This is a genomic window from Paraburkholderia suaedae (assembly GCF_040812055.1).
In the GTDB taxonomy this organism is placed as follows: domain Bacteria; phylum Pseudomonadota; class Gammaproteobacteria; order Burkholderiales; family Burkholderiaceae; genus Paraburkholderia.
This window is the reverse complement of sequence record NZ_JBFOAH010000022.1, coordinates 1-21,389: the sequence shown is the minus strand read 5'-3', so window position 1 is coordinate 21,389 and position 21,389 is coordinate 1. Positions and strand designations below refer to the sequence as shown.

Below are 21,389 nucleotides of genomic sequence, written 5' to 3'. Positions count from 1 at the left end.
GCAACGCGTGGTGCGTTGCCTTTTTTCATTTCGGCGCTGAAAGCGCGATGCTTTTCACCCTTCGCCTATCGGACACGCGTATGAAGATACGAGTGTTTCGGCAGCAGCGCGTCTTATGCAAATCCCGAGTCGCCGCGATCTATACGTGCGGTATGAGGGCGATTCGGGCTATCGCAGGGAACTCAGGTTAGCAGCCGTCCCCATTCGAAATCGATACGATCGGGACGCATGGGACTGACACCGGCCCCTGGCGTAAAAGTGAGTTCGCCGAAGAACACGTCGTCGGCTGGCGCGTATAGGTCGACGCGCACATAGTCGAAGTCCTCGGACAGCAGCGCCGCTGTATCGAGCAACCGATCGAGGTTCTTCGGCGGCGGTGCCGGCGTCGTGCTGCGAGGGTAGGGAGCAAACTCCAGTTCGAGACGGTTCCATTGTGCATCGTACGTATCGCCGCGCGTGTTACTTCCGAAACGGTCTGTGATCACGAAGATAAACATCACGGGCCGCCCCGGCCTGTTCGCAAAGCAGTGGATCTTGTAGTCGGCTGGAATCGTGCCGTGTTCGTCGAGAAGAAGATTCTCGAAAAAAATGCGCGGCTCAATTCCCCGGTAGTGCCGTTCCCGGGCATTTTTGTAGAAGTCGGTGGATAGCCAACGGTTGGCAAGAAGCTGAAGTTCTTCAAAAGTACGCTGCGACTTGTCGCGGACGATTTCCACAAAACTGCTTCCGTGATTTGCCTTCATGACAAAGGAATTCGGCAGCATGTCGAAGACCGCTTGCGTAAAGTCGCGGGGTGCCGAGATCAGGGGAATCAGGTACTTCTCGCCGATTTTGTCTCTGACATAATCGCGCGCGGCCAACTTGTCCGTCAAAGCGCTGTATCGCGGATCAGGCCGCAAGCAACGCAGCAGGATCTTTTCGTTGTACGTGGTTGGGCGAAAGAGTTTGGGGAAGCGCCCAACGCGCTTGCGATGTAGCATGCTCAGGAAAAGCGCATCGGGAAGAAGCTGTTTCGCGCTGTCTTTCGTCCATTGAACAATGGTCTGGGACGGGTAAGGCATTGCATGTCTCCCGACAATATTACGCATGGTATGAACATTCGTGAGTCTGCGACTCGCAGAGCTTCGACGCAGGCCTCAGAGGTTATCATCATTCCCTAAGGAGCCAACGTCAAGAGTGGCGGAGCGACGCGTTTCGTACCACTCATGCAGGCGCCAGGCGCCTGGCTGAATAAGCCTATTGGAGATCGTGCCGGTCCTGCAGCCTTTCTGGCGCTTCGGGTCCGATGCGCTTGTTTCCGACCGCGCAGTTGCTCGACCGCTTCCTTCTCGCACCGCGATTCGACGGCTCTGTCAGCTCCGGTTGTTGCTGTTGCGACCAATGGTGAAAAGATGTTCCAGGTTCGATCTCAAGTTACCTTCGAGACCCCCTATGCCGTCACGAAGCAGTCTTGCTTGTGACTCGCTTAGCCCGACAACGGTGATCTTGTGTTCAAGGACATCGACCCGGCGCACCATGGTCCACTGCTCGACTCGTCCGTCCGACCTGACGATACGCGACTCGATCGCGCCGTTGACGCACGCATCCACGCGGGAAACGACACGGAAGATATGGGTCAGCCGATGACGTGGCAACCAGGTGCAAGCATCGTTTGAAAGTGAGGGCGTTGGCTGAGACATGACTTGCTCCGTTTGCTGGCGGAAACCGGTGCAAGCTGCTCCCGTTTCGTTGCCGTTTTCTGGCCGCATCGCCTCGGTGAGAGGCCTCCACCTTGCCGGGACGGGCAGGTTGGCGTCGGTGGCAACCGACTCTTGATGCTATGAATCCCGAAACCGTGGTCCGGGCGAGTTCGTTCTATCGAACTCTTTTCCAATATAGCGGAATTTCTTCAGGCCAGCAACCCGGCGCGCTGGCGGGCCCTGGGGAAAAAGCCGCCAGCATGGCGAGAGCCACAGCCCCAAGCGACGCCGGGCTCAGTGCGCGCCCGCCGCATCGGCGCCCCCGCCGCCTTTAGCCGGCCGCGTAATCCAGATCAACGGAATGATCAGGATGTAGATGATCGCCGATATGAAGAAAATATCGTTCAGGCCCATCATCGCCGCCTGACTATTCACGGTGGAATCGAACAGCGCGTGCGCCGACTGCGTGTTCAGATTCAGCAGCGCCTGGGACGAATCGATCTGCTGGGTGAACAGCGGATTGTTGACGTTGGCCAGCTCGGTGAGCCTCGCGTGATGAAGCACCGTGCGGTTGTTCCATGCATTGCCCGAGATCGACGTGCCCACCGCTCCACAAAACACGCGCACGAAATTGGACAGGCCCGCGGCCGCTGGAATCTTGCTCGGCGGCTGACCGGCCAGGATGATCGCGGTCAACGGCACGAAGAACATGGCCATCGGAATGCCTTGCAGCAAGGTCGGTATCACCAGATGCCAGGTGTCGATTTCGATCACGTACTTCGAACGCATGTAGAACACGATCGAAAAGCCCACGAACGAGAGCGTCGCGATCACGCGCGCATCCGAGCGCGGCAGCACGCGACCCATCACCGGCGCGAGTATCACGGCGAACACGCCGAGCGGCGCAGTGACGAGCCCGGCATCCACGGAGCGGTAATTTAAATATTCCTGCATCCATTGCGGCAGCAACACCAGGTTGCCGAAGAACACGGCATACGCGACCGAAATCGCAATCGTGCCGCCGGCAAAGTTACGCTGACGAAACAGCCGCAAGTCGACGATCGGATGCTCTTCGGTTAGCTCCCACACGAGAAAGAACGCGAAACTGATCAGCGCGGTAATGCCGAGGCCCACGATCACCGGCGACTGGAACCAGTCGAGGTCCTTGCCCTTGTCGAGCATGATTTGCAATGACGCAACCCATGCGATCAGAAGGCCGAGTCCGACGACGTCGATGGGCAGCTTGCGCACCGGCGATTCCCGCGTGCGATACATCATCCACGTGATGCCGGCCGCGAACAGCCCGACCGGGATGTTGATGTAGAAGATCCATGACCAGCTGTAACGGTCCGTGATCCAGCCGCCGAGAGCCGGGCCCGCGATCGGACCGACGGTCGCGGTCATCGCCCACAGCGATAGCGCACTGGACGCTTTCTCTTTCGGATACGAGCCCAGCAGGATGGCCTGCGACAGTGGAATCAGCGGACCGGCCACCGCGCCTTGAAATACCCGCGCGAGCAGCAGGATCGGCAGCGTCGGCGCAATGCCGCACAGCCACGAGGCCAGCACGAACATGAGGATCGCGCCGACGAACAGCTTCACCTGGCCAATGCGCTGCGTGAGCCAGCCAGTCAGTGGAATCGATACCGCATTGGCGGCGGCGAACACGGTGATCACCCACGTGCCTTCGTCGACCGAGACGCCAAGGTTGCCTGAAATGGTCGGAATCGCGACGTTGGCGATCGACGTATCGAGCACATTCATGAAGGTGGCCATTGAAACCGCAACGGTGGCAAGAACGAGCTGGGCGCCTTTGAACGGTGGAGCTTGGGTAGCCTGGCTTTGCATGGATTTTCCCTGTGTTGGCATGGCTGCGGGGAACGGGCTGGGGAACAGCTCGGGTGACGTGGGGAAATCCCTTCCCCCACGATTCCCCACACGGTGCGACGTATGGAACAGCATACCCTGCCGTTCCATGCGAAGCGCAGCACCTTCCAGCCTGTGCATTTGTACACGGAGTCCGAGCGGTTCGAGACTGCGCAGGCCACGCGCGTATACCTGGCGTGCATGACGGCGCGCGCTCGGCAGGAGGCGGACCCGCAGGAAAGGGTGGCGGGCCGAGCCTGTGCCATGTCGTGCCGCCATTGCAGCGCTTGAGCAGTGCTGGATGCATGCCCAGGCGGGCGACGGTTTCGGCCTCGCTGACGGCGGTATCAAGTCACTTGCTGCCCTGCTTACGCAGCACGACGGGCAGCTTGACCGTTATCGCTCGCATTGCCATGACGAAGCGTGGGCGGCAATCATGAAAGCTGCCAGCGCGCGTGTCTCGCCGCTCGCGGCTGGCTGCGCAAATGTTCGGGCGGAAACGTGAAGGGAACGACAACGACCCATGGCGCATGCTCGCGCTCACTAACCCGATGCGTCACTGAGAGGACGCAGCCCATCGCGTTTTTGATTTTTCTAAAGAATAGAGGAATCCTATGGATTGCATTGTGCAGTACTGTGGGATGTGATGGTGGCGTGCGCCATCCTGCCTGTGACTTTACGGACTGGCGGGATTTTCTTTTGGAGACGTCAGGGGACAAGTGACTTGCCGGAGCGAGACAAGGATTCTGATGCGTGGTGAATCAGATGTGGCGGATTTGTTTAATGAATTGTTAAAACACGTCTGTCTCAAATTAATTCTGTTGATCTGACGAATGCTTAATGCTTAATTAATGAGTTTGCAGCTGAGGCTGTGTCGCTGGTCTTTACAGGGAGCAGGGAGTGGCAGCGTTCGATCCATTGCGCCAGGATGTCACCGGACGCCAGGCTTATTTTCTCGATGTACCTGGCACGGGCAGTGCGGCAGCGCTCTCGGTCGTTTCGTTCGAGGCGACCGAGAGGATGGGCGCACCCACTGAGGTACGCATCGAGTTGACGCATCCGCTGCAGCTTGCGCGCGCCGACTATCTGAGCCGCGATGCGGTTTTCAGCATCGTGGCAGACGACGGGTCCATGCGGAAATTCTCCGGCTTCATCGCGCGCTTCTCGACGGTGCAGACCACCAGGGATTTCGTCAAATACGAGATCGTTCTGAAATCCCATATCGGACGGCTTGCCGCAGTCGATAGCACGCAGATCTATCAGCATCAGACGACGCCGGAGATTCTGGCGGCGCTGATGCGCCGTCATGGTCTGCGCAAACATCAGTTCGCTTTCAACCTGCGCATACAGTACCCCAAGCACCTCTTCCGTTTCCAGTACAGGATCGATGATCTGGCGTACATGCAGATGCTCATGCAGAAGTCGGGCATCTATTTTTATATTGTCGAGACCGAATACGGCGATCAGGTGGTGTTTGGCGACGACATCGACCATTACCTCTACGACGAACCGCAACGGCTTGTGCCCTATCGTGAGGCGGCTGGACTCGAAGCGGGCGGGATGGAAGCCGTCACGGCCATCAGGACACACACGCATACGGTGCCGCAGTCGTTTGTGGTCGCGGACTACAACCCGGAACAGGCCTGGGAGCGCTTCAGGGAAGTAGCCAACGTTGCACCGGAAGACGAGACCACCTACGGCCAGCCCTACATCTACGGCACGCACCACCTCGACCAGGCGGGCGCGAAGTGGGAAGCGCAGCTTCGCCACGAGGCAGCCATCGCACGACAGGTCATCTTCGAGGGCGAGAGCAATGTTCTCGCGTTGCAGTGCGCGCACGTGCTGAAGATGGACACCGTCTTGCCCGATGCGCCGAAAGGCCACGTCGCCATCGAGGTCACGCACAGCGGCGCGCGTGACGAGGCTTATACCAACAGCTACAAGGCCATCCCGGCCGACCGGCGTTTCCGTCTGGAACTGAAGCCGGAAACCTGGCCCAGAATCGCCGGCACGCTTTCGGCACGGATTTGCAGCCCGGACAGGTACACCTATGGCTACCTGAATGCGGCCGGTTATTACGTCGTCCGTTTCGACGTGGATTTTGCGGACTGGCCGAAGGGCGGTGAAAGCGTGCCGCTGCGCCTTGCCAAACCCTTCGCGGGCAAGCTGCAGACCGGCATGCACTTCGTCGCGCTGGATAACGACGAAGCCAGCATCACCTTCAGGGATGGGGACCCGGACAAGCCCGAAATCAGCGGCTTCCATCACCATTCACAGGCGCGCGACCTGGTGACGAACGAGCGGCGCTGGCTCTCGCGCAACATGATCCGCACGCAGGCGAACAACAAGCTTCGCTTCGAGGACTGGAAGGGCCAGGAAGGCGCCAAGCTCAGCACCGAGCACTCGGGCAAGTCACAACTGAATCTCGGTTACCTCGTCAATAACAAGCTGGAATACCGTGGTGAAGGCTATGAGCTGAGGTCGTCGGGATGGGGGGCACTTCGCGCAGGCAAGGGCGTGATGGTCACGACCTACGACCGTCCCGGCGCGAGCGGCAAGCAGCTTGACATGCAGGAGAGCATCGCCCAGCTCGAAGAGGCGCTTGCGACCGCGAGGGCGCTCGCCGCGTGCGCCAGCAGCGCGAAGGCCGAACCGGCCGACACCGACGCGCAGCAGCAGATCAAGGACGACCTGGACGGCCTGAAAAAGCCGGGGCTGCTGATGAGCACCCCCGCATCGGCGGCGCTCGTGGCGGCCCAGGGCATGCAGTTCGCGGCGCAGGAAAACATCAACGGCGTGGCCGGGAAGAACGCCGACTGGAGCGTGCTGAAGCGTTTCACGGTCGCGGCTGGCGAAAAGATTTCGCTGTTCGCGCGAAACGGCCTCAAGATTTTCGCGGCCAAAGGTCCGGTTGACGTTCAGGCCCAGAGTGGCGCGATGTCGCTCACTGCGGACAAGGACGTGACAGTGGCGAGCGTCAACGGCAAGGTGAGTCTGGCAGCGGCAAAGGAACTGATTCTGGAGTGCGGTGGCGCATTCATCCATTTCAAGAACGGCAGCATTACGCTCGGCGGTCCTGGTGATCTCTTCCTCAAGACCATTACGGTGCAGAAGAAGGGCAAGGACTCCATCCACATTCCGCTGCCGGCGCTGCCCATTACCCACGATCAACGTCTGTTCAGCAATCTAGTTGATCTTGCCGATGCTGGCTTTGCCACTGTAAACAGCGGTCACGCGTGGGCAAACCTTAACTACCTTGTCGCCGATACGGCAGGTAACAACCTGGCATCCGGAACACTTGACGGTGGAGCTACGGGGTCTCGCTTCTTTAGCCGGGAACCAAAAGACGTTGACGTCTGGGTTGGAACTCCAGGATGGGAACCTGCCGAAGAAACCCTGTCGGATGATGATAGTGAGGCAGAAGACGCATGAGTTCCAATCCAATGTCGGATAGCGCCGAAATCTATGTTGTCAGACCTGGCGATACTCTCGGCGGGATCGCGCAGACCTATGGCACGACAACCGCGAATCTTGCGAAGCTCAATAGACTTTCGAACCCTGACCGGCTGACTGTAGGGCAACGTCTGAAGGTTAGGCAGAAGCAGGTTTGCGCTGTTGTTCCCCTGTTCATCGACCGCGACCGGAATCCGATCAAGGGCTTGCGTTACCGGATTGAGAGCAAGTGGGCCGATGCATTGGAAGGAATCAGCCGGCTTAACGGGCTGGGCGAGCGCTTTATCACTGGGGTGAGGTGGGATACCATCCGCATCCTGGTGCGCAAGCTCGACGGTTCGTGGAAGCTGATTCACGAAACGAAAGCTGAGCACGGTGAAAAGCTCATCACCCTAAAAAGCGGCAAGATCAAGTTGCGCACCAGGACACAACCTCATCCCAGAACACCGGATGGCGTTCCGGTCGATGATCCGCCCGCACATGAGAAGCCGCCTGTCGTATCACACGGCACACCGAAACAGGCCAAAGGGGACATCCAACATCCGGTGGCGAACGGGATCGATAAGGGTATGAAGGGGGAGCTGGGCAAGTCTGCTGGAGGGGCAGCTAATACTAAATTCAGCAAGGATCTGCCTGATCTGCGGAAGTACTTTGCGCTGTACACAGGGGAGAAAATTACCGAGGAAGATTGGGTCCGGGCGGCAGGTGTCATTAGCTGTGAAATCGAAGTCATCAAGGCATTTGCGCATGTCGAAACGAAGCGCGCCCCGTTCGACCAGTTCCTTCGTCCGGTGATCCAGTACGAACGGCATAAATTCGCCAAGCATACGCATCACCGGTTTGATGCCACGAATGCGGACATTTCAGGGAAAGCTTATACGAGCGCGAAATTCACGGAGGAAGGAACGCCGATTGCCGCGACAGATCGTTACGTGTCCGATGCGTATGCCCGGTTCGAGCGGGCATATCTGCTGGACGCCGATGCGGCAATCCAAGCCTGTTCTTGGGGGATGTTTCAGGTATTGGGTGAAAATTACTCCGACATGGAAATTAAAACTCCTCAAGAATTCATGCAACTCGCCTGCATGTCGGAGAGACAACACTTGCTAAATTTGTTTGTCCCATTCTCAATAGCGAGGCACGACCCGAAATATGGTCACGGTACACTGAGAAATGCGCTGATACAGAAAAACTGGGCAAATGCAGCGTGGTTGTACAACGGCCCGGATTATAAAAAAAATGATTACGACAACAAACTCAAGGACGCGTATGAATCAATCAAGGCTGGCGCTTTGCATATCTAGTTTTATATCACTCCTTTTCTGCAGCGTTGCATTTGCGCAAACGTCTCGGCTTAAGCTCTATGATGATGTGCTCGATTACAACAGATTGCAAAAGGCTACAGGGCTGCCGTGGGATAAGTTCGCCATTGCCGAAACCCAATCTTTCCGAGCGACCTTAGGAAAGGCTGGCTATTTTCTTGTGTCGGGGACAACCTATGAACCCGATCCCAACTTTAGCGGCAATGGATATCCGGGTGGGCGAGGTTTTTGTGAGTTTGACTTCTTTGACCAGAACTTCAGGCGCGTAGACGGCATCCGCGTGAACATCAAGGACCACGGCGACACCAATGTCTGCAACTGGATAGAGGGTGTTTCGGCGGTCACCTACAAGAATCAGCCCGCATTGCTCACGACGGTTCAATACCATCGTGGTATCGATCCCGCGAAGACTGTCGATGAGATCGGGAACAACTACCACCGCTTCACAGCCCTGCTGGTATTGACGCCTCACCCGGATGGCTCGATGTCGATCCACCAGGACGACGCATGTCTGGGTCCAATGAATCAGATTGGCGAACTTTCAGTTGCCAGAAAGCAAATCGCCGAATGCAGTCAATAAGCTTTCCCCTGGCTGGGGAGTGCGATCAACGAAGCTGCAGTCAGGAAACTGGAGGGCAGTAAATGGGCGTATTTCGCACGCGGGACCCGCTTGCCTACGTGATCATGTTCGAGAAGGACGACGGAGAACGCCGCTACCACGGTAGCGAATTGTCGGATGGACAGGCGGGGCTGCGCTGTTATCCGTCGCCGTTCGATGCGCTGCTTGATATCTCACGTAATCCCGCAGTCGTCGTTGGGCGAGAGCAATCCATCATCATCCACCCGGTCAGTGCGCTGCGTCCCGGGCCGGAAGCTGGTAGCGCACCAAACGGCCGGCCGGCGATTCCTTGCGTGCATGTCGCGTGGCGGGCGCGTTCGGGGAAACTGGTGATCCGCGCGGACGGCATGCCGAGTGCCGTGTTGTCCACCTCGCCCGAACTGACCTCCGGGGGCACCATACGGGAATTCCCACGCGGGCTGCTGCGTCTGGTTGATGAAATCCATGAGCAGGCAGGGCTGTTTGCATGGAAAGAAACAGCGAATTCTTTCCCGGAGTGGGGTGAAGACGATCTGCGGGCACTGGCGGATCAGGCGTGGCGGGACGTGCCGACGATCGATGCGGACGGCGTGGAGCCGGGTTTTGACCAGTTCGCGCTGTATGACCCGGAGTTCCGGCAGTGGCACTTCGTCGAGGCCGAAGCGGTTATCGCGCGCAGCGTGGCGCTCTGATGACTCGACTCCCTGCTTGGCACGCGCGTATAGCCGCGCGGTGAGGGTGCTGTCGTCCATGTCGCGCAGCTTTGCGCGTCCAAGCAGCGTCAGCAGGTGACGTTCGCAGAAGCTGCGCGCGTAGTCGCCACCATCCTCGCCCATCAGCCCATCAGCCCCTCGGTCCGCCAGACCGCGTACAGGTCGCCAAACGTCAGTTGCTGCTCGCGCCGCCGCTCGATATCGTCCTTGAGCTTTGCGGCAACCGCCTGCTTCGGGCCTGCCGGATCCGTGCCGTGCGAGACGCGCAGCTTGATTTCCTCGAAGCGGTCGCGGATGGTGTCGAGGCTGTCACGCGGGCACGCGCCGAGCGTCGCCTCGCGCGCCTGATTGTCGAACCGGTAGCGGTAGCGGAAGTGCACCGACACCGCGCGGTCACGTGTGGCGGGAACCTTGCGGGACAGGCCCGAGCCGTCGCGCACGGTCCCGTTGTCGTCGGCGGCAGTCAGGCGTGAGAGCGTGACTTCGCTGATGGATTGCCTGTCCTGTTCACCGACGCGATTCCCCACATATCAGTCGTTCGTGGGGGAACTGTAGCGGCTCACGCGTGCCATGCCGAGTGGCATAACTCATTAAATCCATGACGAACAGGACGTACTACCAAGCAGAACGCAACAGCTTTTACTTATCGCGAAGGTATCGAGCACGTTCATGAACGTGGCGAGCGCGACGGCGAAGGTTGCCAGAGCCAGTCTGCCGCCTTCGAGCGGCGGCAGTGGCGCAGGCGGCGCGGAAGCAGGCGCGGCGGTAGGCTGGCTCAATGGGCTCTCGCGGATGGAATGCTGCAAGCAGGGTGGACGGTTGACGCCCGTGCTAACGGTTGTGGCACTCGTTCGCGCCACTCGCCGTGGGCGCGATGCGCGCCACTGCGGGTGCGTCGAACGTTCGCAAAAAAATACCTGCATTCGGATTGCGGTGTCGCGGGCGCATGCAGTTCTGGCCGGCGCGATTGCACCGGCCAGCGTATGCTCGCGGCTGAGATGGCGGTACTGCAATCCACGAATCAGCATAGAAGGAAGGGAACCGATATGGCTTGGGAGCAATTTGAACACGGCTGGCGGCGCGCACCAGTGAGCGCGCCCGCAAAGGGACTCGTCGTGCTGATGCACGGCGTGGGCAGCAATGCACAGGATCTGATGCCGCTCGCGGATATCTGGAGCGAAGCTCTGCCCGATGTGGCCTTCACGTCGCTCGACGGCACCGACGCGTTTGACGGCGGTTTCGGTGGACGCCAATGGTTTAGCCTGCGCGACGTCACCGACGCCAATCGCGAGGCGCGCGTGGCCGCTGCGTATCCGGCGCTGCGCCGCATGCTCGACGCCGAGTTGGCGTACTCACAGCTGGCTTTCGGCCGGCTTGCGCTTGTCGGTTTTTCGCAAGGTTCGATCATGGCCATGCATCACGTCGCGACCAGCGCGGAAGGTGCGGCCGGCGTCGTCGCATATTCGGGGCGGCTCGCGTCGGCGATCGTCGCGCAGAACGGCACGCCGCTCACGCTGATCCACGGCGAGGACGACGAAGTCATTTCAGTGCGCGAACTCGAATACGCCGCCGACGCATTCACGAACGCCGGCTACAGCGTCGACGCCTACGCGCTGCCGGGCATTGGCCACACGATCAATGCCGACGGCGTCGCGCTCGGCCAGCAGGCGCTCACGCGCACGCTGGGCGCACTGTCGCGCGGCTGAAACGGCCCGGTTGAAAAAGAGGCGTTAAAGGTTCTGATCTGCTTGCCGTAAACACGGCATCAGCCTGAAAAACATCCCCGCCGCGCGGACCGCGCAGCGCCCAGCAAGGCGTTGTATGCGGATCGGCGTTGCGGGAGCGCATTTCAGGCTGTCCGCATGGGCGGATAACGACATATCAGAGCCTTCATATGGCCAGACCGACGCCGTATTACCCGCTTTACGAGCGACTGTTCCGTCATGCCGTGACGGTGGACCTCGGCACGGCCAATACCCTCATCTACACTGACGACGGCGGCATCCTGCTGAACCAGCCGTCTGTCGTGTGCTTCCAGAAAGAGGCGGCGGCCGGCCCCAAGCGGGTCGCCGCAGTGGGCGTCGAAGCGCGCCAGCTGCTCGGGCGCGCGCCGCGCAATCTGGAAGCAGTGCGGCCGATGCGCCACGGCGTAATCGCCAACTTCTCGGCCGCCGAGCACATGATCCGGCAATTCGTTCAGATGGCACGCCCGCGCTCGCTGTTCAGCCGCCGCGCCGCGTTCACGTTATGCGTGCCGGCGGGGGCCACCCAGGTGGAGCGGCGCGCCATCAAGGAAGCGGCCCAGGCGGCGGGCGCGTGGAAGGTCAGCCTGATTGGCGAATCGCTCGCGTCGGCGCTCGGCGCGGGTTTGCCGGTGGCCGAGGCGACCGGGTCGATGGTGGTCGACATTGGCGGGGGTACCACCGAAGTCGGCGTGATCGCGCTGGGCGGCACCGCCTATAGCGGCTCGATTCGGGTGGGCGGCGATGCTTTCGACGCGGCGATCGTGAGTTATGTGCGCAACCTCTACGGCGTGCTGCTCGGCGAGCAGACCGCCGAGCACGTGAAGAAGAGCATCGGCACGGCGCTGCGCGACGTGCCGCTCGAACACATGAATGCGACCGGCCGCAGTGCCGACGACGGCTTGCCGCGCACTGTCCAGTTGAGCAACCACGATATCGCCGATGCGATCGAAGGGCCGCTAAGTCAGGTGATCGGCGCGGTGAAGCGCGGGCTCGAAACGGCGCCGGCCGAGCTGGTGACCGATATCGCGCACAACGGCATCGTCCTGACGGGCGGCGGCGCGCTGCTTAGCCATCTCGGACGCCGCCTCGCCAATGAGATCGGCCTCCATGTGCGCATCGCCGACGAACCGCTTACCTGTGCGGTGCGTGGCGCGGGCGTGGCCGCTGCTGCGGGTTGGGCTGACGAGGCTGGCTACGAGTGAAGGTTGGCGAGGGCGGTCGACGCATGGGCGGCTCAGTATGCGGGCCGCGCGAGTCTGCGTTTGGCCGGCATCGCAGGTAGACGGCTGCAATCGGTAGCGCGATCCCCGAGATTCGACACGCTGGCGAATGCGTTAAATGCGACACCGCACAGTTTCGGTGGCTATGTGAAAATACGCGTCGCGCTCGAAACCCGGGGACGTCCACGCGTTTTCTTCGGTTCTCTTCCCTCTCCGTTTCTCGCGCAGGTCTCCCACGAACCCGTGTGCCGCCGCGCTGTTGCAAACTACCCGTGAATCAAACCGTTCTCGCTTCATCCCCTTCTTTCATCGACCTGCAAAGCGGTCTGCGCATGCCTTATGTCGAAGCGGGCGAAGGCGAATTGCTGCTGTTCGTGCATGGCTCGCTGTGCGACTACCGATATTGGCAACCGCAACTCGACGGGCTCGCGAAGCATTACCGCTGCGTAGCGGTGAGTCTTACGCACTACTGGCCGGCGGCCGTTGTACAGCCCGGTCATCCGTTTAGCTGGAGCCGGCATGCCGACGAAGTCGCGGAATTCATCGACCGTTTCGGCGCAGGGCCTGCGCATGTGGTCGGGCATTCGCGCGGCGGCAGCGTGACGTTTCAGTTTGCGCGGCGCCACCCCGAGCAGGTCCGTACGTTGACCCTCGCGGACCCGGGCGGCCCGTTGCAGATGGCGGGGCAGCCGGCCGTGCATTCGCCCCGGACGGTCAACCTGCTTCACGCGAAAGCCGCACAAATGATCGAGGCGGGCGACGTGGAAGGTGGCCTCCAACTGTTCGTCGATTCGGTGAGCCGGCCCGGCTTCTGGGCCATGAGCACCCCGGTTTTTCGCAGGATGGCGACCGACAATGCCCGCACGCTAGCGCTGCAGCTGGACGACCCGTTGCCCGCGTACATGCCGGGCGAAGTCGCGCAAGTGCGCTGCCCGGTGCTGCTGATAGACGGCGAGAAGAGTCCCGACATCTTCCGGCGCACCGCGAACGCGCTGCAAACGTGGCTGCCCGATGCGCGCCGCGAGACGGTGGGCGGCGCGTCGCATGGAATGAACCTCGCGCGTCCCGGTGCGTTCAATCGCTACGTCGACGGCTTCATTCGGGCGGTCAATGCGCGCGCCGCGTAAGCGCCGCGCGTTGGGACATCACAGCTTGCGGTGCGCGTCCTGATCGAGCGCGCGTTCCGCCGCTTCGCCGACGAGCCCGTGATAGTACAGATGCACGCCGATCGCGAGCGAGTCGTTGCGAATTTCGTGGAACGCTTTCCAGGCCTTCGCGGGATCCTTGAACAGCAGATAGTGCGCTTCCTGAGCGATCAGGTCCGCGACTTGATGCAAGCCGTGGCCGTGCAATACGTCCACGAGCGTATCGAGGCTGCGATGCGTGCGCGCGTCGGTACGCGGATACAGCATGTGCAGCACCGCCACGTCCTGCGTCTTCAGTGCAGCCGACAACGCAACGACGATGTCCTGGTGGTTCAGCGCGCTGACGATGTTCTCATCCGTGTGCACATGATCCGGAAATAGCGTTTCAAGCGAGGCATTCATCGGGTCCTTCCTGTTTTTCGGGCTGAGTAAAAAGGCCCGCCGTAGCGCGGCGGGCCCGATACAGCGATGTGTCAGCAGCAAGCAAAGCACGGACAAAGTATTGCAGACGGGCGTCACTGCGCGAAGTCCCGCGGCCGCAACACAATGTTGCAGCGAGCGCTCCAACTTTCATTTTGCTGGCAACCCCTGGCGCTATGACTGCCAATGAGCGGCAATGAATATTGCGTGAGCCGTGATGGCTTGTTGCAGTCAATGATTCGAATCAACGACTGCCTGGCCCGTAGAATGTGGCGCTGAGCCCGGCATGCCGCTGCGGCCGCGACGATACCGCCCATCGCGACAGGACCGGACGTGACTCTATAGCGATCAGGCATGCCGGCACGTCTGCGACAGGAAAGTAAAAGGAACGTGAAGATGAACTCGAAGACACACGCAACGCTGAGCTTCTCGGACAGCGATCAAACCGTGGATCTGCCCATTTATCAGGGCTCGCTCGGACCGGACGTGATCGACATTCGTAAGCTTTACGGCCAGACCGGCAAGTTCACGTACGACCCCGGCTTCATGTCGACGGCGGCGTGCAATTCGGCGATCACCTACATCGACGGTGACAAGGGCGAACTGCTGTATCGCGGCTATCCGATCGACAAGCTGGCGCAGAACGCCGACTTCCTCGAAACGTGCTATCTGCTGCTCAAGGGCGAGCTGCCCAACGCAAAGCAGAAAACAGAGTTCGTGCACACCGTTACGCAGCACACGATGGTGCACGAGCAGATGCATTTCTTTTTCCGCGGCTTTCGTCGCGACGCGCACCCGATGGCGATTCTGGTCGCCGCCGTGGGCGCACTGTCGGCGTTCTATCACGACTCGCTCGACATCGGCAATGAACAGCACCGCGACCTGTCGGCCATCCGCATGATCGCGAAGCTGCCGACACTGGTCGCAATGGCGTACAAGTACAGCATCGGCCAACCGTTCGTCTATCCGAAGAACGACCTGTCGTACAGCGCGAACTTCATGCGCATGATGTTCTCGAATCCGTGCGAGGACTATGAAGTCAACGACGTGCTGGTGCGCGCGCTCGACCGCATCCTGATCCTGCACGCGGATCACGAGCAGAACGCGTCGACCTCGACGGTGCGTCTCGCCGGTTCGTCGGGTGCGAATCCGTTCGCGTGTATCGCGGCGGGTATCGCCTGTCTGTGGGGCCCGGCGCACGGCGGTGCGAACGAAGCCGCGCTGAACATGCTGGAAGAAATCGGCTCCGTCGACCATATTCCTGAGTTCATCAAGCAGGTGAAGGACAAGAACTCGGGCGTGAAGCTGATGGGTTTCGGCCATCGCGTGTACAAGAACTACGATCCGCGCGCGAAGCTGATGCGCGAAACCTGCCACGAAGTGCTGGAAGAACTCGGCCTGCACGACGACCCGCTGTTCAAGCTGGCCATGGCGCTGGAAAAGATCGCGCTGGAAGACGAATACTTCGTGTCGCGCAAGCTGTACCCGAACGTCGACTTCTACTCGGGCATCGTGCAGCGCGCGCTGGGTATTCCGACCGCGATGTTCACGTGCATCTTCGCAATGGCGCGCACGGTCGGCTGGATCGCGCAGTGGAACGAAATGATCGCCGATCCCGAGCAGAAGATCGGGCGTCCGCGTCAGCTTTTCATCGGCGACACTCAGCGCGACATGAGTCCGTTGGCAAAGCGGTGATGGGTCGGGGCCGTCGAGCAGCGTGACGCCGTTCGACGGCCTCTTGTGCGGCCAGCTCAACCGGCCTGCGTGCGGCGCGAAACGAAAGCCCTGCAGGTCCTGTGCCACGGAAATCCGAACAAAAGCTCACAAAAAAACCGGAACTCCGCTCTGATAAGTTCGCCTGACGCGGACAGACCTTCTACAATCGGAAGCGACCGGCGAGTATCGCGGACCCGAAAGTGAAGCGAATGCAACACTGAACGCACAAGCGAACCCATAGGAGTGAACCTGATGCAGCAGCCAGAAGCCCTCGGCGGCGTATCCCTCGCGGGCGGTGTCGATCACCGCGAACCCGAGCCGGACGGCGCATTCATCCCGACGGAAAACCTCAACCTCGCGAGCGCCACGCAGCATGTGCTGAAGTCGGGCGACACCTTCATCGTCAACGATCCTCTCGGCGATATCACTGGCCACGACGACGGCCTGTTCGTCAACGACACTCGCGTTCTTTCGCAACTGCGCCTGACCTTCGGCGGGCGCGCGCCGTCGCTGCTATCGGGCAGCGTCAGCAACGACAACACTTCGTTTACCGCGCATCTGACCAATCGTCCGCTGCCGCCGCTCGGCGGCGACAGCACGCCGGAAGGCGTGATCCACGTTCAGCGCGTACGCGTGCTGTCGGGCATGGTACTCAACGAGGCCATCGAACTCACGAACTACGGCACGAGCGATGCCGTGGTGCCGCTGTCCATCTCGTTTGCCAGCGACTTCCGCGATATGTTCGAAGTGCGCGGTTTGAAGCGCGACAAGCAGGGCCGCATCGAGCCCGCGCGCGTCGAGAATCGCGAGGTGCTGCTCGGCTATCTGGGCCTCGACGAGGTGACGCGCAACGTGCAGATCGCGTTCGCGCCCGAGCCCGACAAGCTGTTCGCCGACCGCGCGGACTACACGGTCAAGCTGCCCGCCCAGGCGTGCGTGTCGATCTACCTGTCGGTGGCAGTGCAGCTCATGGCGAAGCCGGATAAGCTGTGCGCCGACGTTTCCCAACCCGTGCACGCGGTGAGCGAAATCCATCTGTCGCAAATCGATGCTGAGCGTCCGCGCGTGGGCCGCGCGGCGGTGCGCGCGGCGCTGGTCGATGCGCACCTCGTGATGCGCGAGCGCCGCCGCGTGACCGCGCGCGTGCGTTCGAGCAACCCGCTGTTCAATGCCTGGATCGACCGTTCGCTTGCCGACCTCGGCCTGCTGACCACCGATCTGGCAACCGGTCCCTATCCGTATGCCGGCATCCCCTGGTTCTCCACGCCGTTCGGTCGGGACGCCGTCATCACGTCGTTGCAGACACTATGGCTGCAGCCTCAACTTGCCGCGGGCGTGCTGCGCTTTCTCGCCGAGCACCAGGCGCGCGAGAATTCGCCTTTTCGCGACGCTGCGCCCGGCAAGATCATGCACGAGATGCGCAAGGGCGAAATGGCGGCCGCCGGCGAAGTGCCTTTCGCGCTGTACTACGGCGGCGTCGACACCACGCCGCTGTTCATCGTGCTGGCGGGCGCCTATGCGGTGCGCACCGGCGACCTCGCGCTGATCGACGAATTGTGGCCGGCGCTCGAGCGCGCCGCACAGTGGGTGGCGGGCGTGTGTGACAAGAACCGTTACGGCCTGCTCGACTATCAGCGCGAGTCGCACGGCGGCCTCGCGAACCAGGGCTGGAAAGATAGCCACGACTCGGTGTTTCATGCCGACGGGCGCTTCCCCGACGGCCCCATTGCGCTCGTGGAGGTACAGGCATATGCGAGCGCGGCGTTCGAGACGATGGCCCGCTTCGCGAAGCTGCGCGGTCTGCGCGAACCGGCCGCGCAGTATAGCGAGCGCTCGAAGAAAATCCGCCACTGCGTCGAAGAGAAGTACTGGATGGAAGAGTCCGGCTTCTACGGCATTGCGCTCGACGGTCACGGCGAACTATGCCGCGTGATGGCCTCGAATGCCGGCCACCTGCTGGCCTTCGGGCTGCCCACGCGCGAGCGTGGAGAGGCGGTGGTGCGCGAGCTCGACTCCACGCTGTTCCACACCGGTTGGGGCGTGCGCACGCTGGCCGCGGGCCAGGCGCGCTTCAATCCGATGGCCTATCACAATGGCTCGGTCTGGCCGCACGACAACGCGCTGTGCGCGCGCGGTCTGTCGCAGTACGGCGGCAAGGCAGCGGCTGTGCGGCTGCTGCAGGCGCTGTTCCAGGCGGCGGTCAACTTCGACATGCGTTTGCCCGAGCTGTTCTGCGGCTTCCCGCGGCGGCGCGGCGAGCCGCCGACTGCATATCCGGTCGCGTGCTTGCCGCAGGCCTGGGCGGCGGGCTCGCCGTTCATGATGCTGGAGGCGTGCCTTGGCATCACGATCGACGCCGAGCGGCGCGAAGTACTGATCGCCCAGCCGATGCTGCCCGAAGGCATCGACTGGCTCGAAATCGGCGATCTGCGGGTGGGCGACTCGGCGGTCTCGATCACGTTCCGGCGCATTGGCGAGAAAGTGGTGGCGTCGGCCGAGCAGGGCGATGTGCGGGTGGTCGCGCTGCTGTAACCGTGGGCCGCAAACGCTGGTGGCGGCCTCGCCCGAATCGAGCCACATCTACGGGAGGCAAACGATTGTTGTCCCGGGATTTGCAGCTCAAACCTGGCGCTGCATGGTGTGTGAATTGACTCGCGCAGAGCAGACTTGAACAGTCTGCGTAGCCGTATCGGCAGTGTTGCGTTTTTATATAGCGACAAAAAAAGGACCGTCCAAATGGATGGTCTTTTTTTGGGTACAGCGAAAGCCCGACCTGCGCTTTTGATGTGTCAAGTCCCCCCAACTCGAATGAAGACATTCTGTCAGGAGCCGATGCGCGACGCTGCGGGGCGCCATCACGATGAGCGATTGACCTCACAGGTAAGTGGGTTTGTCTTACCGAGTTAGTTCTGGCAGCACAGCTGGGACAGTTCAGACCGCACGCAAACGCGCCGAAATCATGAACGTCTGCGTACGGGTCGAACGTCTCACGACGCGACGCAGACCCAGCGCATGCTGACGTTCACTCCGATCTCGTCTAGCTCAGCGACATACGTGGCGGCCTCACGCCAGTTAGAAAGTAGAACGCGATAAGCAATGGCGAGCCATTGTCTGGCATTTCGCAATTGTGATTTCGCGCTATCAGTCTAGAAAAAAGATAGGCCGCATCTAAACTGATTTCCGTAAGCAGCGCGTGTCTCACTCGGCTCGCGGCGCTCCTGAAATCGGATTGGAGTTGCATCATGAAAAGTAAAATTCTTATTTCGCTGCTCGTTGCAGCTACTACCTCTGTCGCAGTACCTGCTTTTGCTAGCGGTTACGGCCCAGCACCTTCCTACCGGCCCTACGTAGGGGCGTCTGCGTCACAGCGAGGCCAGAGCGCGCAGACCGTTGCAACTGAACGCGACCAGGCAGCGGACTCTGTCAACGATTCGTATGGTGGCGTAGTTGCACCGTCGTGGCAGTCCGGCGTCCGCCAGCCTGCCGAGTTTGTTGGTCGTATGTATGCAGGCCACTAATCTGAACGTCGTCAGCGGACTGGGGCTTAGCGAGGTGTCGAAATGTTGAAGATTATCGAGAGTGCAGTGTTTTTGGGTGCGCTGCTATTTTATTTCGTGCCCGCGATGATTGCAGACGCCAGGGAACGGGAAGACGCTTTTGCGGTGACCATGGTGAACATCCTGCTCGGATGGACGGTTATCGGTTGGTTCGCGGCGCTGTTGTGGGCTCGGCATCCGGTGAGCAACCGCAGTCTGAAGCACTTCGCGAGGCGGGCGCAACGCAAGGTCGCACAGGTGACTATTGATGCGCTTGTTGCCCGAGCGGAAGGTCCCGCTGGCGTATTCCCTGTATTCAAACCTCGTCTAGTCCCGGTAGTCGCGCGTATTGCAGCAAGCAGCCGTCACCAACAAAGACGGTAGCGGTTGTCGTAGGCCACGCATGAAGGGGGCGCGACATTTGAGGGTGGGGCACTGTGCGGAAGCCATTGGTCGAACTGCTTGAATGACCGACGCTTTAATCAGCTTAGCCGTCCCGGCAACCGTACCGCTCGCCGCTGGCTCCGGTAAACCGCCAAGGCGCGTGGCGGCACAATGCGTCACGACTGAAGTTCAATGCATGGTTACGACACGCTCCACCTGAGCGTCGACTTGCACGTCGACTAACGGTGTCGCAGTCACTGCGACGGCTACGTCATCTGACGCGGGCAGTAAGCCAGCAAATGCTGCGATGCCAGTCCCGCACAGCACCGCGACAGAGAGAGCAGCGACCGCGACAAGTGAAGAAGCGCGCGTTGGACTCAAACTAGCGAAACACCGCAAGACGTTCATGTTGTCGACCTCCGATCAGTTCAGCCATCATTTGCAACGACCGTGCCGACGGAGACAGTAATTTCTGGATCGCCATGTCAGTCGGGCCGTTGGCCGCGTTTGTGCGGGCGCGAACGGGCGGAAGGACGACTCGATGTTGGGTTCGGACAAACGCTTCGGCTCATATGTCGCCTCGAAAAGCGACACTTGCAACCCGCGTGTTTCGGGATACCACTGCCAGGGGCAATCGCAAGAGCGCCGCGCGTGCGGTGGCGCACTTCTCGCCAGGCGGCAGTACCCGCTTGTGCGAAACAGGATTTGAACAGTCCTGGTTCAACCGATGGTCTCGTCGTCGAATGTACCTATCGCGTGCCGATGGCGTTGCTTGAGCGCGCCATTGCTTGATTCCCGCTGGCGTCCCCCGTCCGCGCGGCCGAGTGGGTGAGCCTTCCGTTGCAATCATGACGACGTTCCAGGCAAGACTGCGCGAGTTCGTGGAGGCCAGCGTCCGGCATCGTGTTGCCAGGCGCTCGGAGGTAGTATGTTCATGTCCACCTAATCACCGGAGGGGGAGACCATGACGACCTGTCAAAAATGTGGTGGCCAAGGAAAAATCATTTGCGAGAAATGTGGTGGGACGGGAAGAGTGCAGATAACCGAACTCGAGACTGTTTCCGACGTGTCTCGCACATCCAACACCATCACGTGCCCGACATGCGACGGAGAGCGGCGGCAGCTCTGCACCCGATGTCACGGTTCCGGAGAAGTCGGTGATAACGAGACCTCGGACATTTTCGACCCCGAAGGCCGAGATACTTGACTTCTTCGGGAGAACGGCAGGAAGACTTAATTGGCACAGTTGCAGGTGCGATACAGCTGTTGATGCATGGGCGTGCTGCGTAGCCTCTGTTCTAGTAGTGGGACAGGCGGGCTTTGGACCTTCGTCGGCGGTTGCATTGCAAAGCAGTCCGGCCGCTGATCTTCGGGAAACAGGTATCGAGAGGTTCAGGTACGCTCTGGTGCGTGACGCCGCAGGCGAGTACGCCGGACAATGCCATTGATTGCGCCGCGCAAGCATCATATGTGCGATTCACAGACATCGTTTCACTTTCTTGAAGACCGTTTTCTTCGCGTGCTTGAGCTCGAGGCTCCGGTAGGAGACGCGAACTCAAGCACGCGCCGATGATGTTCGGCAAGGATCCTGT

16 protein-coding genes and 1 riboswitch are annotated in these 21,389 nt (G+C 60.7%); of the genes, 11 read left to right on the top strand and 5 right to left on the bottom strand.

What is annotated here, in order from left to right; all coding sequences use genetic code 11:
- Nucleotides 1-182 precede the first annotated feature (182 nt).
- The 3 genes from ABQJ48_RS25850 to ABQJ48_RS25840 form a co-directional block, all read right to left on the bottom strand.
- Complete coding sequence (locus ABQJ48_RS25850) at nt 183-1,061, bottom strand: ATP-grasp fold amidoligase family protein (protein ID WP_367840808.1); 879 nt, start codon at nt 1,059-1,061, stop codon at nt 183-185.
- Between the two features lie 291 nt (nt 1,062-1,352).
- Nucleotides 1,353-1,679 (bottom strand): hypothetical protein, encoded by a 327-nt coding sequence (locus tag ABQJ48_RS25845; RefSeq protein ID WP_367840807.1) that lies wholly within the window; start codon nt 1,677-1,679, stop codon nt 1,353-1,355.
- Between the two features lie 35 nt (nt 1,680-1,714).
- Nucleotides 1,715-1,823: riboswitch (SAM-I-IV-variant riboswitch) on the bottom strand.
- 150 nt (nt 1,824-1,973) lie between these two features.
- On the bottom strand, nt 1,974-3,527 hold the full coding sequence (locus ABQJ48_RS25840) for a DHA2 family efflux MFS transporter permease subunit (protein WP_367840806.1): 1,554 nt from the start codon (nt 3,525-3,527) through the stop codon (nt 1,974-1,976).
- A 1,038-nt stretch (nt 3,528-4,565) separates the two neighbouring features.
- Between ABQJ48_RS25840 and ABQJ48_RS25835 the strand changes: the two genes are divergently transcribed.
- From ABQJ48_RS25835 to ABQJ48_RS25820, 4 genes are all read left to right on the top strand, one after another.
- A complete protein-coding gene (locus tag ABQJ48_RS25835; RefSeq protein WP_367840912.1) occupies nt 4,566-6,977 on the top strand; it encodes a type VI secretion system Vgr family protein in 2,412 nt (803 codons plus the stop codon).
- Entirely contained in the window at nt 6,974-8,302 is a 1,329-nt protein-coding gene (locus tag ABQJ48_RS25830; RefSeq protein WP_367840805.1) for an N-acetylmuramidase domain-containing protein, read from the top strand. Before ABQJ48_RS25835 ends, ABQJ48_RS25830 begins: the two co-directional genes overlap by 4 nt.
- Complete coding sequence (locus ABQJ48_RS25825; protein WP_367840804.1) at nt 8,268-8,900, top strand: hypothetical protein; 633 nt, start codon at nt 8,268-8,270, stop codon at nt 8,898-8,900. The genes ABQJ48_RS25830 and ABQJ48_RS25825 overlap by 35 nt, the downstream gene beginning before the upstream one ends.
- A gap of 62 nt (nt 8,901-8,962) precedes the next feature.
- Nucleotides 8,963-9,610 (top strand): hypothetical protein, encoded by a 648-nt coding sequence (locus ABQJ48_RS25820; RefSeq protein ID WP_367840803.1) that lies wholly within the window; start codon nt 8,963-8,965, stop codon nt 9,608-9,610.
- A gap of 143 nt (nt 9,611-9,753) precedes the next feature.
- Here the strand turns inward: ABQJ48_RS25820 and ABQJ48_RS25815 are convergent, their stop codons facing one another.
- A complete protein-coding gene (locus tag ABQJ48_RS25815; RefSeq protein WP_367840802.1) occupies nt 9,754-10,158 on the bottom strand; it encodes an integrase arm-type DNA-binding domain-containing protein in 405 nt (134 codons plus the stop codon).
- 519 nt (nt 10,159-10,677) lie between these two features.
- Between ABQJ48_RS25815 and ABQJ48_RS25810 the strand changes: the two genes are divergently transcribed.
- The 3 genes from ABQJ48_RS25810 (at nt 10,678) to ABQJ48_RS25800 (ending at nt 13,723) form a co-directional block, all read left to right on the top strand.
- Nucleotides 10,678-11,337: an alpha/beta hydrolase gene (locus ABQJ48_RS25810; protein WP_367840801.1), complete on the top strand. Its 660-nt coding sequence runs from the start codon at nt 10,678-10,680 to the stop codon at nt 11,335-11,337.
- A 188-nt stretch (nt 11,338-11,525) separates the two neighbouring features.
- Nucleotides 11,526-12,578, top strand: a complete 1,053-nt coding sequence (mreB, locus tag ABQJ48_RS25805; protein WP_367840800.1) for a rod shape-determining protein — start codon at nt 11,526-11,528, stop codon at nt 12,576-12,578.
- A 350-nt stretch (nt 12,579-12,928) separates the two neighbouring features.
- Nucleotides 12,929-13,723, top strand: coding sequence for an alpha/beta fold hydrolase (locus ABQJ48_RS25800; RefSeq protein ID WP_367840911.1), 795 nt, complete (start codon nt 12,929-12,931; stop codon nt 13,721-13,723).
- Between the two features lie 18 nt (nt 13,724-13,741).
- Here ABQJ48_RS25800 and ABQJ48_RS25795 read toward each other — a convergent pair whose 3' ends face one another.
- Nucleotides 13,742-14,143 carry a hypothetical protein gene (locus tag ABQJ48_RS25795; RefSeq protein ID WP_367840799.1) on the bottom strand — a complete coding sequence of 134 codons (402 nt, stop codon included), beginning with the start codon at nt 14,141-14,143 and terminating at the stop codon, nt 13,742-13,744.
- A gap of 414 nt (nt 14,144-14,557) precedes the next feature.
- Here ABQJ48_RS25795 and gltA point away from each other — a divergent pair, with 414 nt between their 5' ends.
- The 4 genes from gltA to ABQJ48_RS25775 all read left to right on the top strand — a co-directional run bounded on the left by gltA (nt 14,558) and on the right by ABQJ48_RS25775 (nt 19,797).
- Nucleotides 14,558-15,856 carry a citrate synthase gene (gene gltA / locus ABQJ48_RS25790; protein ID WP_367840798.1) on the top strand — a complete coding sequence of 433 codons (1,299 nt, stop codon included), beginning with the start codon at nt 14,558-14,560 and terminating at the stop codon, nt 15,854-15,856.
- 273 nt (nt 15,857-16,129) lie between these two features.
- A complete protein-coding gene (locus tag ABQJ48_RS25785; protein WP_367840797.1) occupies nt 16,130-18,409 on the top strand; it encodes an amylo-alpha-1,6-glucosidase in 2,280 nt (759 codons plus the stop codon).
- Between the two features lie 710 nt (nt 18,410-19,119).
- The gene (locus tag ABQJ48_RS25780) at nt 19,120-19,395 is read left to right on the top strand and encodes a hypothetical protein (RefSeq protein WP_367840796.1); all 276 of its coding nucleotides are present in this window, start codon (nt 19,120-19,122) and stop codon (nt 19,393-19,395) included.
- Between the two features lie 42 nt (nt 19,396-19,437).
- Nucleotides 19,438-19,797 carry a superinfection immunity protein gene (locus ABQJ48_RS25775; RefSeq protein ID WP_367840795.1) on the top strand — a complete coding sequence of 120 codons (360 nt, stop codon included), beginning with the start codon at nt 19,438-19,440 and terminating at the stop codon, nt 19,795-19,797.
- Nucleotides 19,798-21,389 lie beyond the last annotated feature (1,592 nt).

Excerpts from the sequence above, each read along its gene's own strand:
- ABQJ48_RS25850 (WP_367840808.1), bottom strand. The coding sequence starts at position 1,061 with ATGCCTTACCCGTCCCAGACCATTGTTCAATGGACGAAAGACAGCGCG.
- ABQJ48_RS25845 (WP_367840807.1), bottom strand. The coding sequence starts at position 1,679 with ATGTCTCAGCCAACGCCCTCACTTTCAAACGATGCTTGCACCTGGTTG.
- ABQJ48_RS25840 (WP_367840806.1), bottom strand. The coding sequence starts at position 3,527 with ATGCAAAGCCAGGCTACCCAAGCTCCACCGTTCAAAGGCGCCCAGCTC.
- ABQJ48_RS25835 (WP_367840912.1), top strand. The coding sequence starts at position 4,566 with ATGGGCGCACCCACTGAGGTACGCATCGAGTTGACGCATCCGCTGCAG.
- ABQJ48_RS25830 (WP_367840805.1), top strand. The coding sequence starts at position 6,974 with ATGAGTTCCAATCCAATGTCGGATAGCGCCGAAATCTATGTTGTCAGA.
- ABQJ48_RS25825 (WP_367840804.1), top strand. The coding sequence starts at position 8,268 with ATGAATCAATCAAGGCTGGCGCTTTGCATATCTAGTTTTATATCACTC.
- ABQJ48_RS25820 (WP_367840803.1), top strand. The coding sequence starts at position 8,963 with ATGGGCGTATTTCGCACGCGGGACCCGCTTGCCTACGTGATCATGTTC.
- ABQJ48_RS25810 (WP_367840801.1), top strand. The coding sequence starts at position 10,678 with ATGGCTTGGGAGCAATTTGAACACGGCTGGCGGCGCGCACCAGTGAGC.
- mreB (WP_367840800.1), top strand. The coding sequence starts at position 11,526 with ATGGCCAGACCGACGCCGTATTACCCGCTTTACGAGCGACTGTTCCGT.
- ABQJ48_RS25800 (WP_367840911.1), top strand. The coding sequence starts at position 12,929 with ATGCCTTATGTCGAAGCGGGCGAAGGCGAATTGCTGCTGTTCGTGCAT.
- ABQJ48_RS25795 (WP_367840799.1), bottom strand. The coding sequence starts at position 14,143 with ATGAATGCCTCGCTTGAAACGCTATTTCCGGATCATGTGCACACGGAT.
- gltA (WP_367840798.1), top strand. The coding sequence starts at position 14,558 with ATGAACTCGAAGACACACGCAACGCTGAGCTTCTCGGACAGCGATCAA.
- ABQJ48_RS25785 (WP_367840797.1), top strand. The coding sequence starts at position 16,130 with ATGCAGCAGCCAGAAGCCCTCGGCGGCGTATCCCTCGCGGGCGGTGTC.
- ABQJ48_RS25780 (WP_367840796.1), top strand. The coding sequence starts at position 19,120 with ATGAAAAGTAAAATTCTTATTTCGCTGCTCGTTGCAGCTACTACCTCT.
- ABQJ48_RS25775 (WP_367840795.1), top strand. The coding sequence starts at position 19,438 with ATGTTGAAGATTATCGAGAGTGCAGTGTTTTTGGGTGCGCTGCTATTT.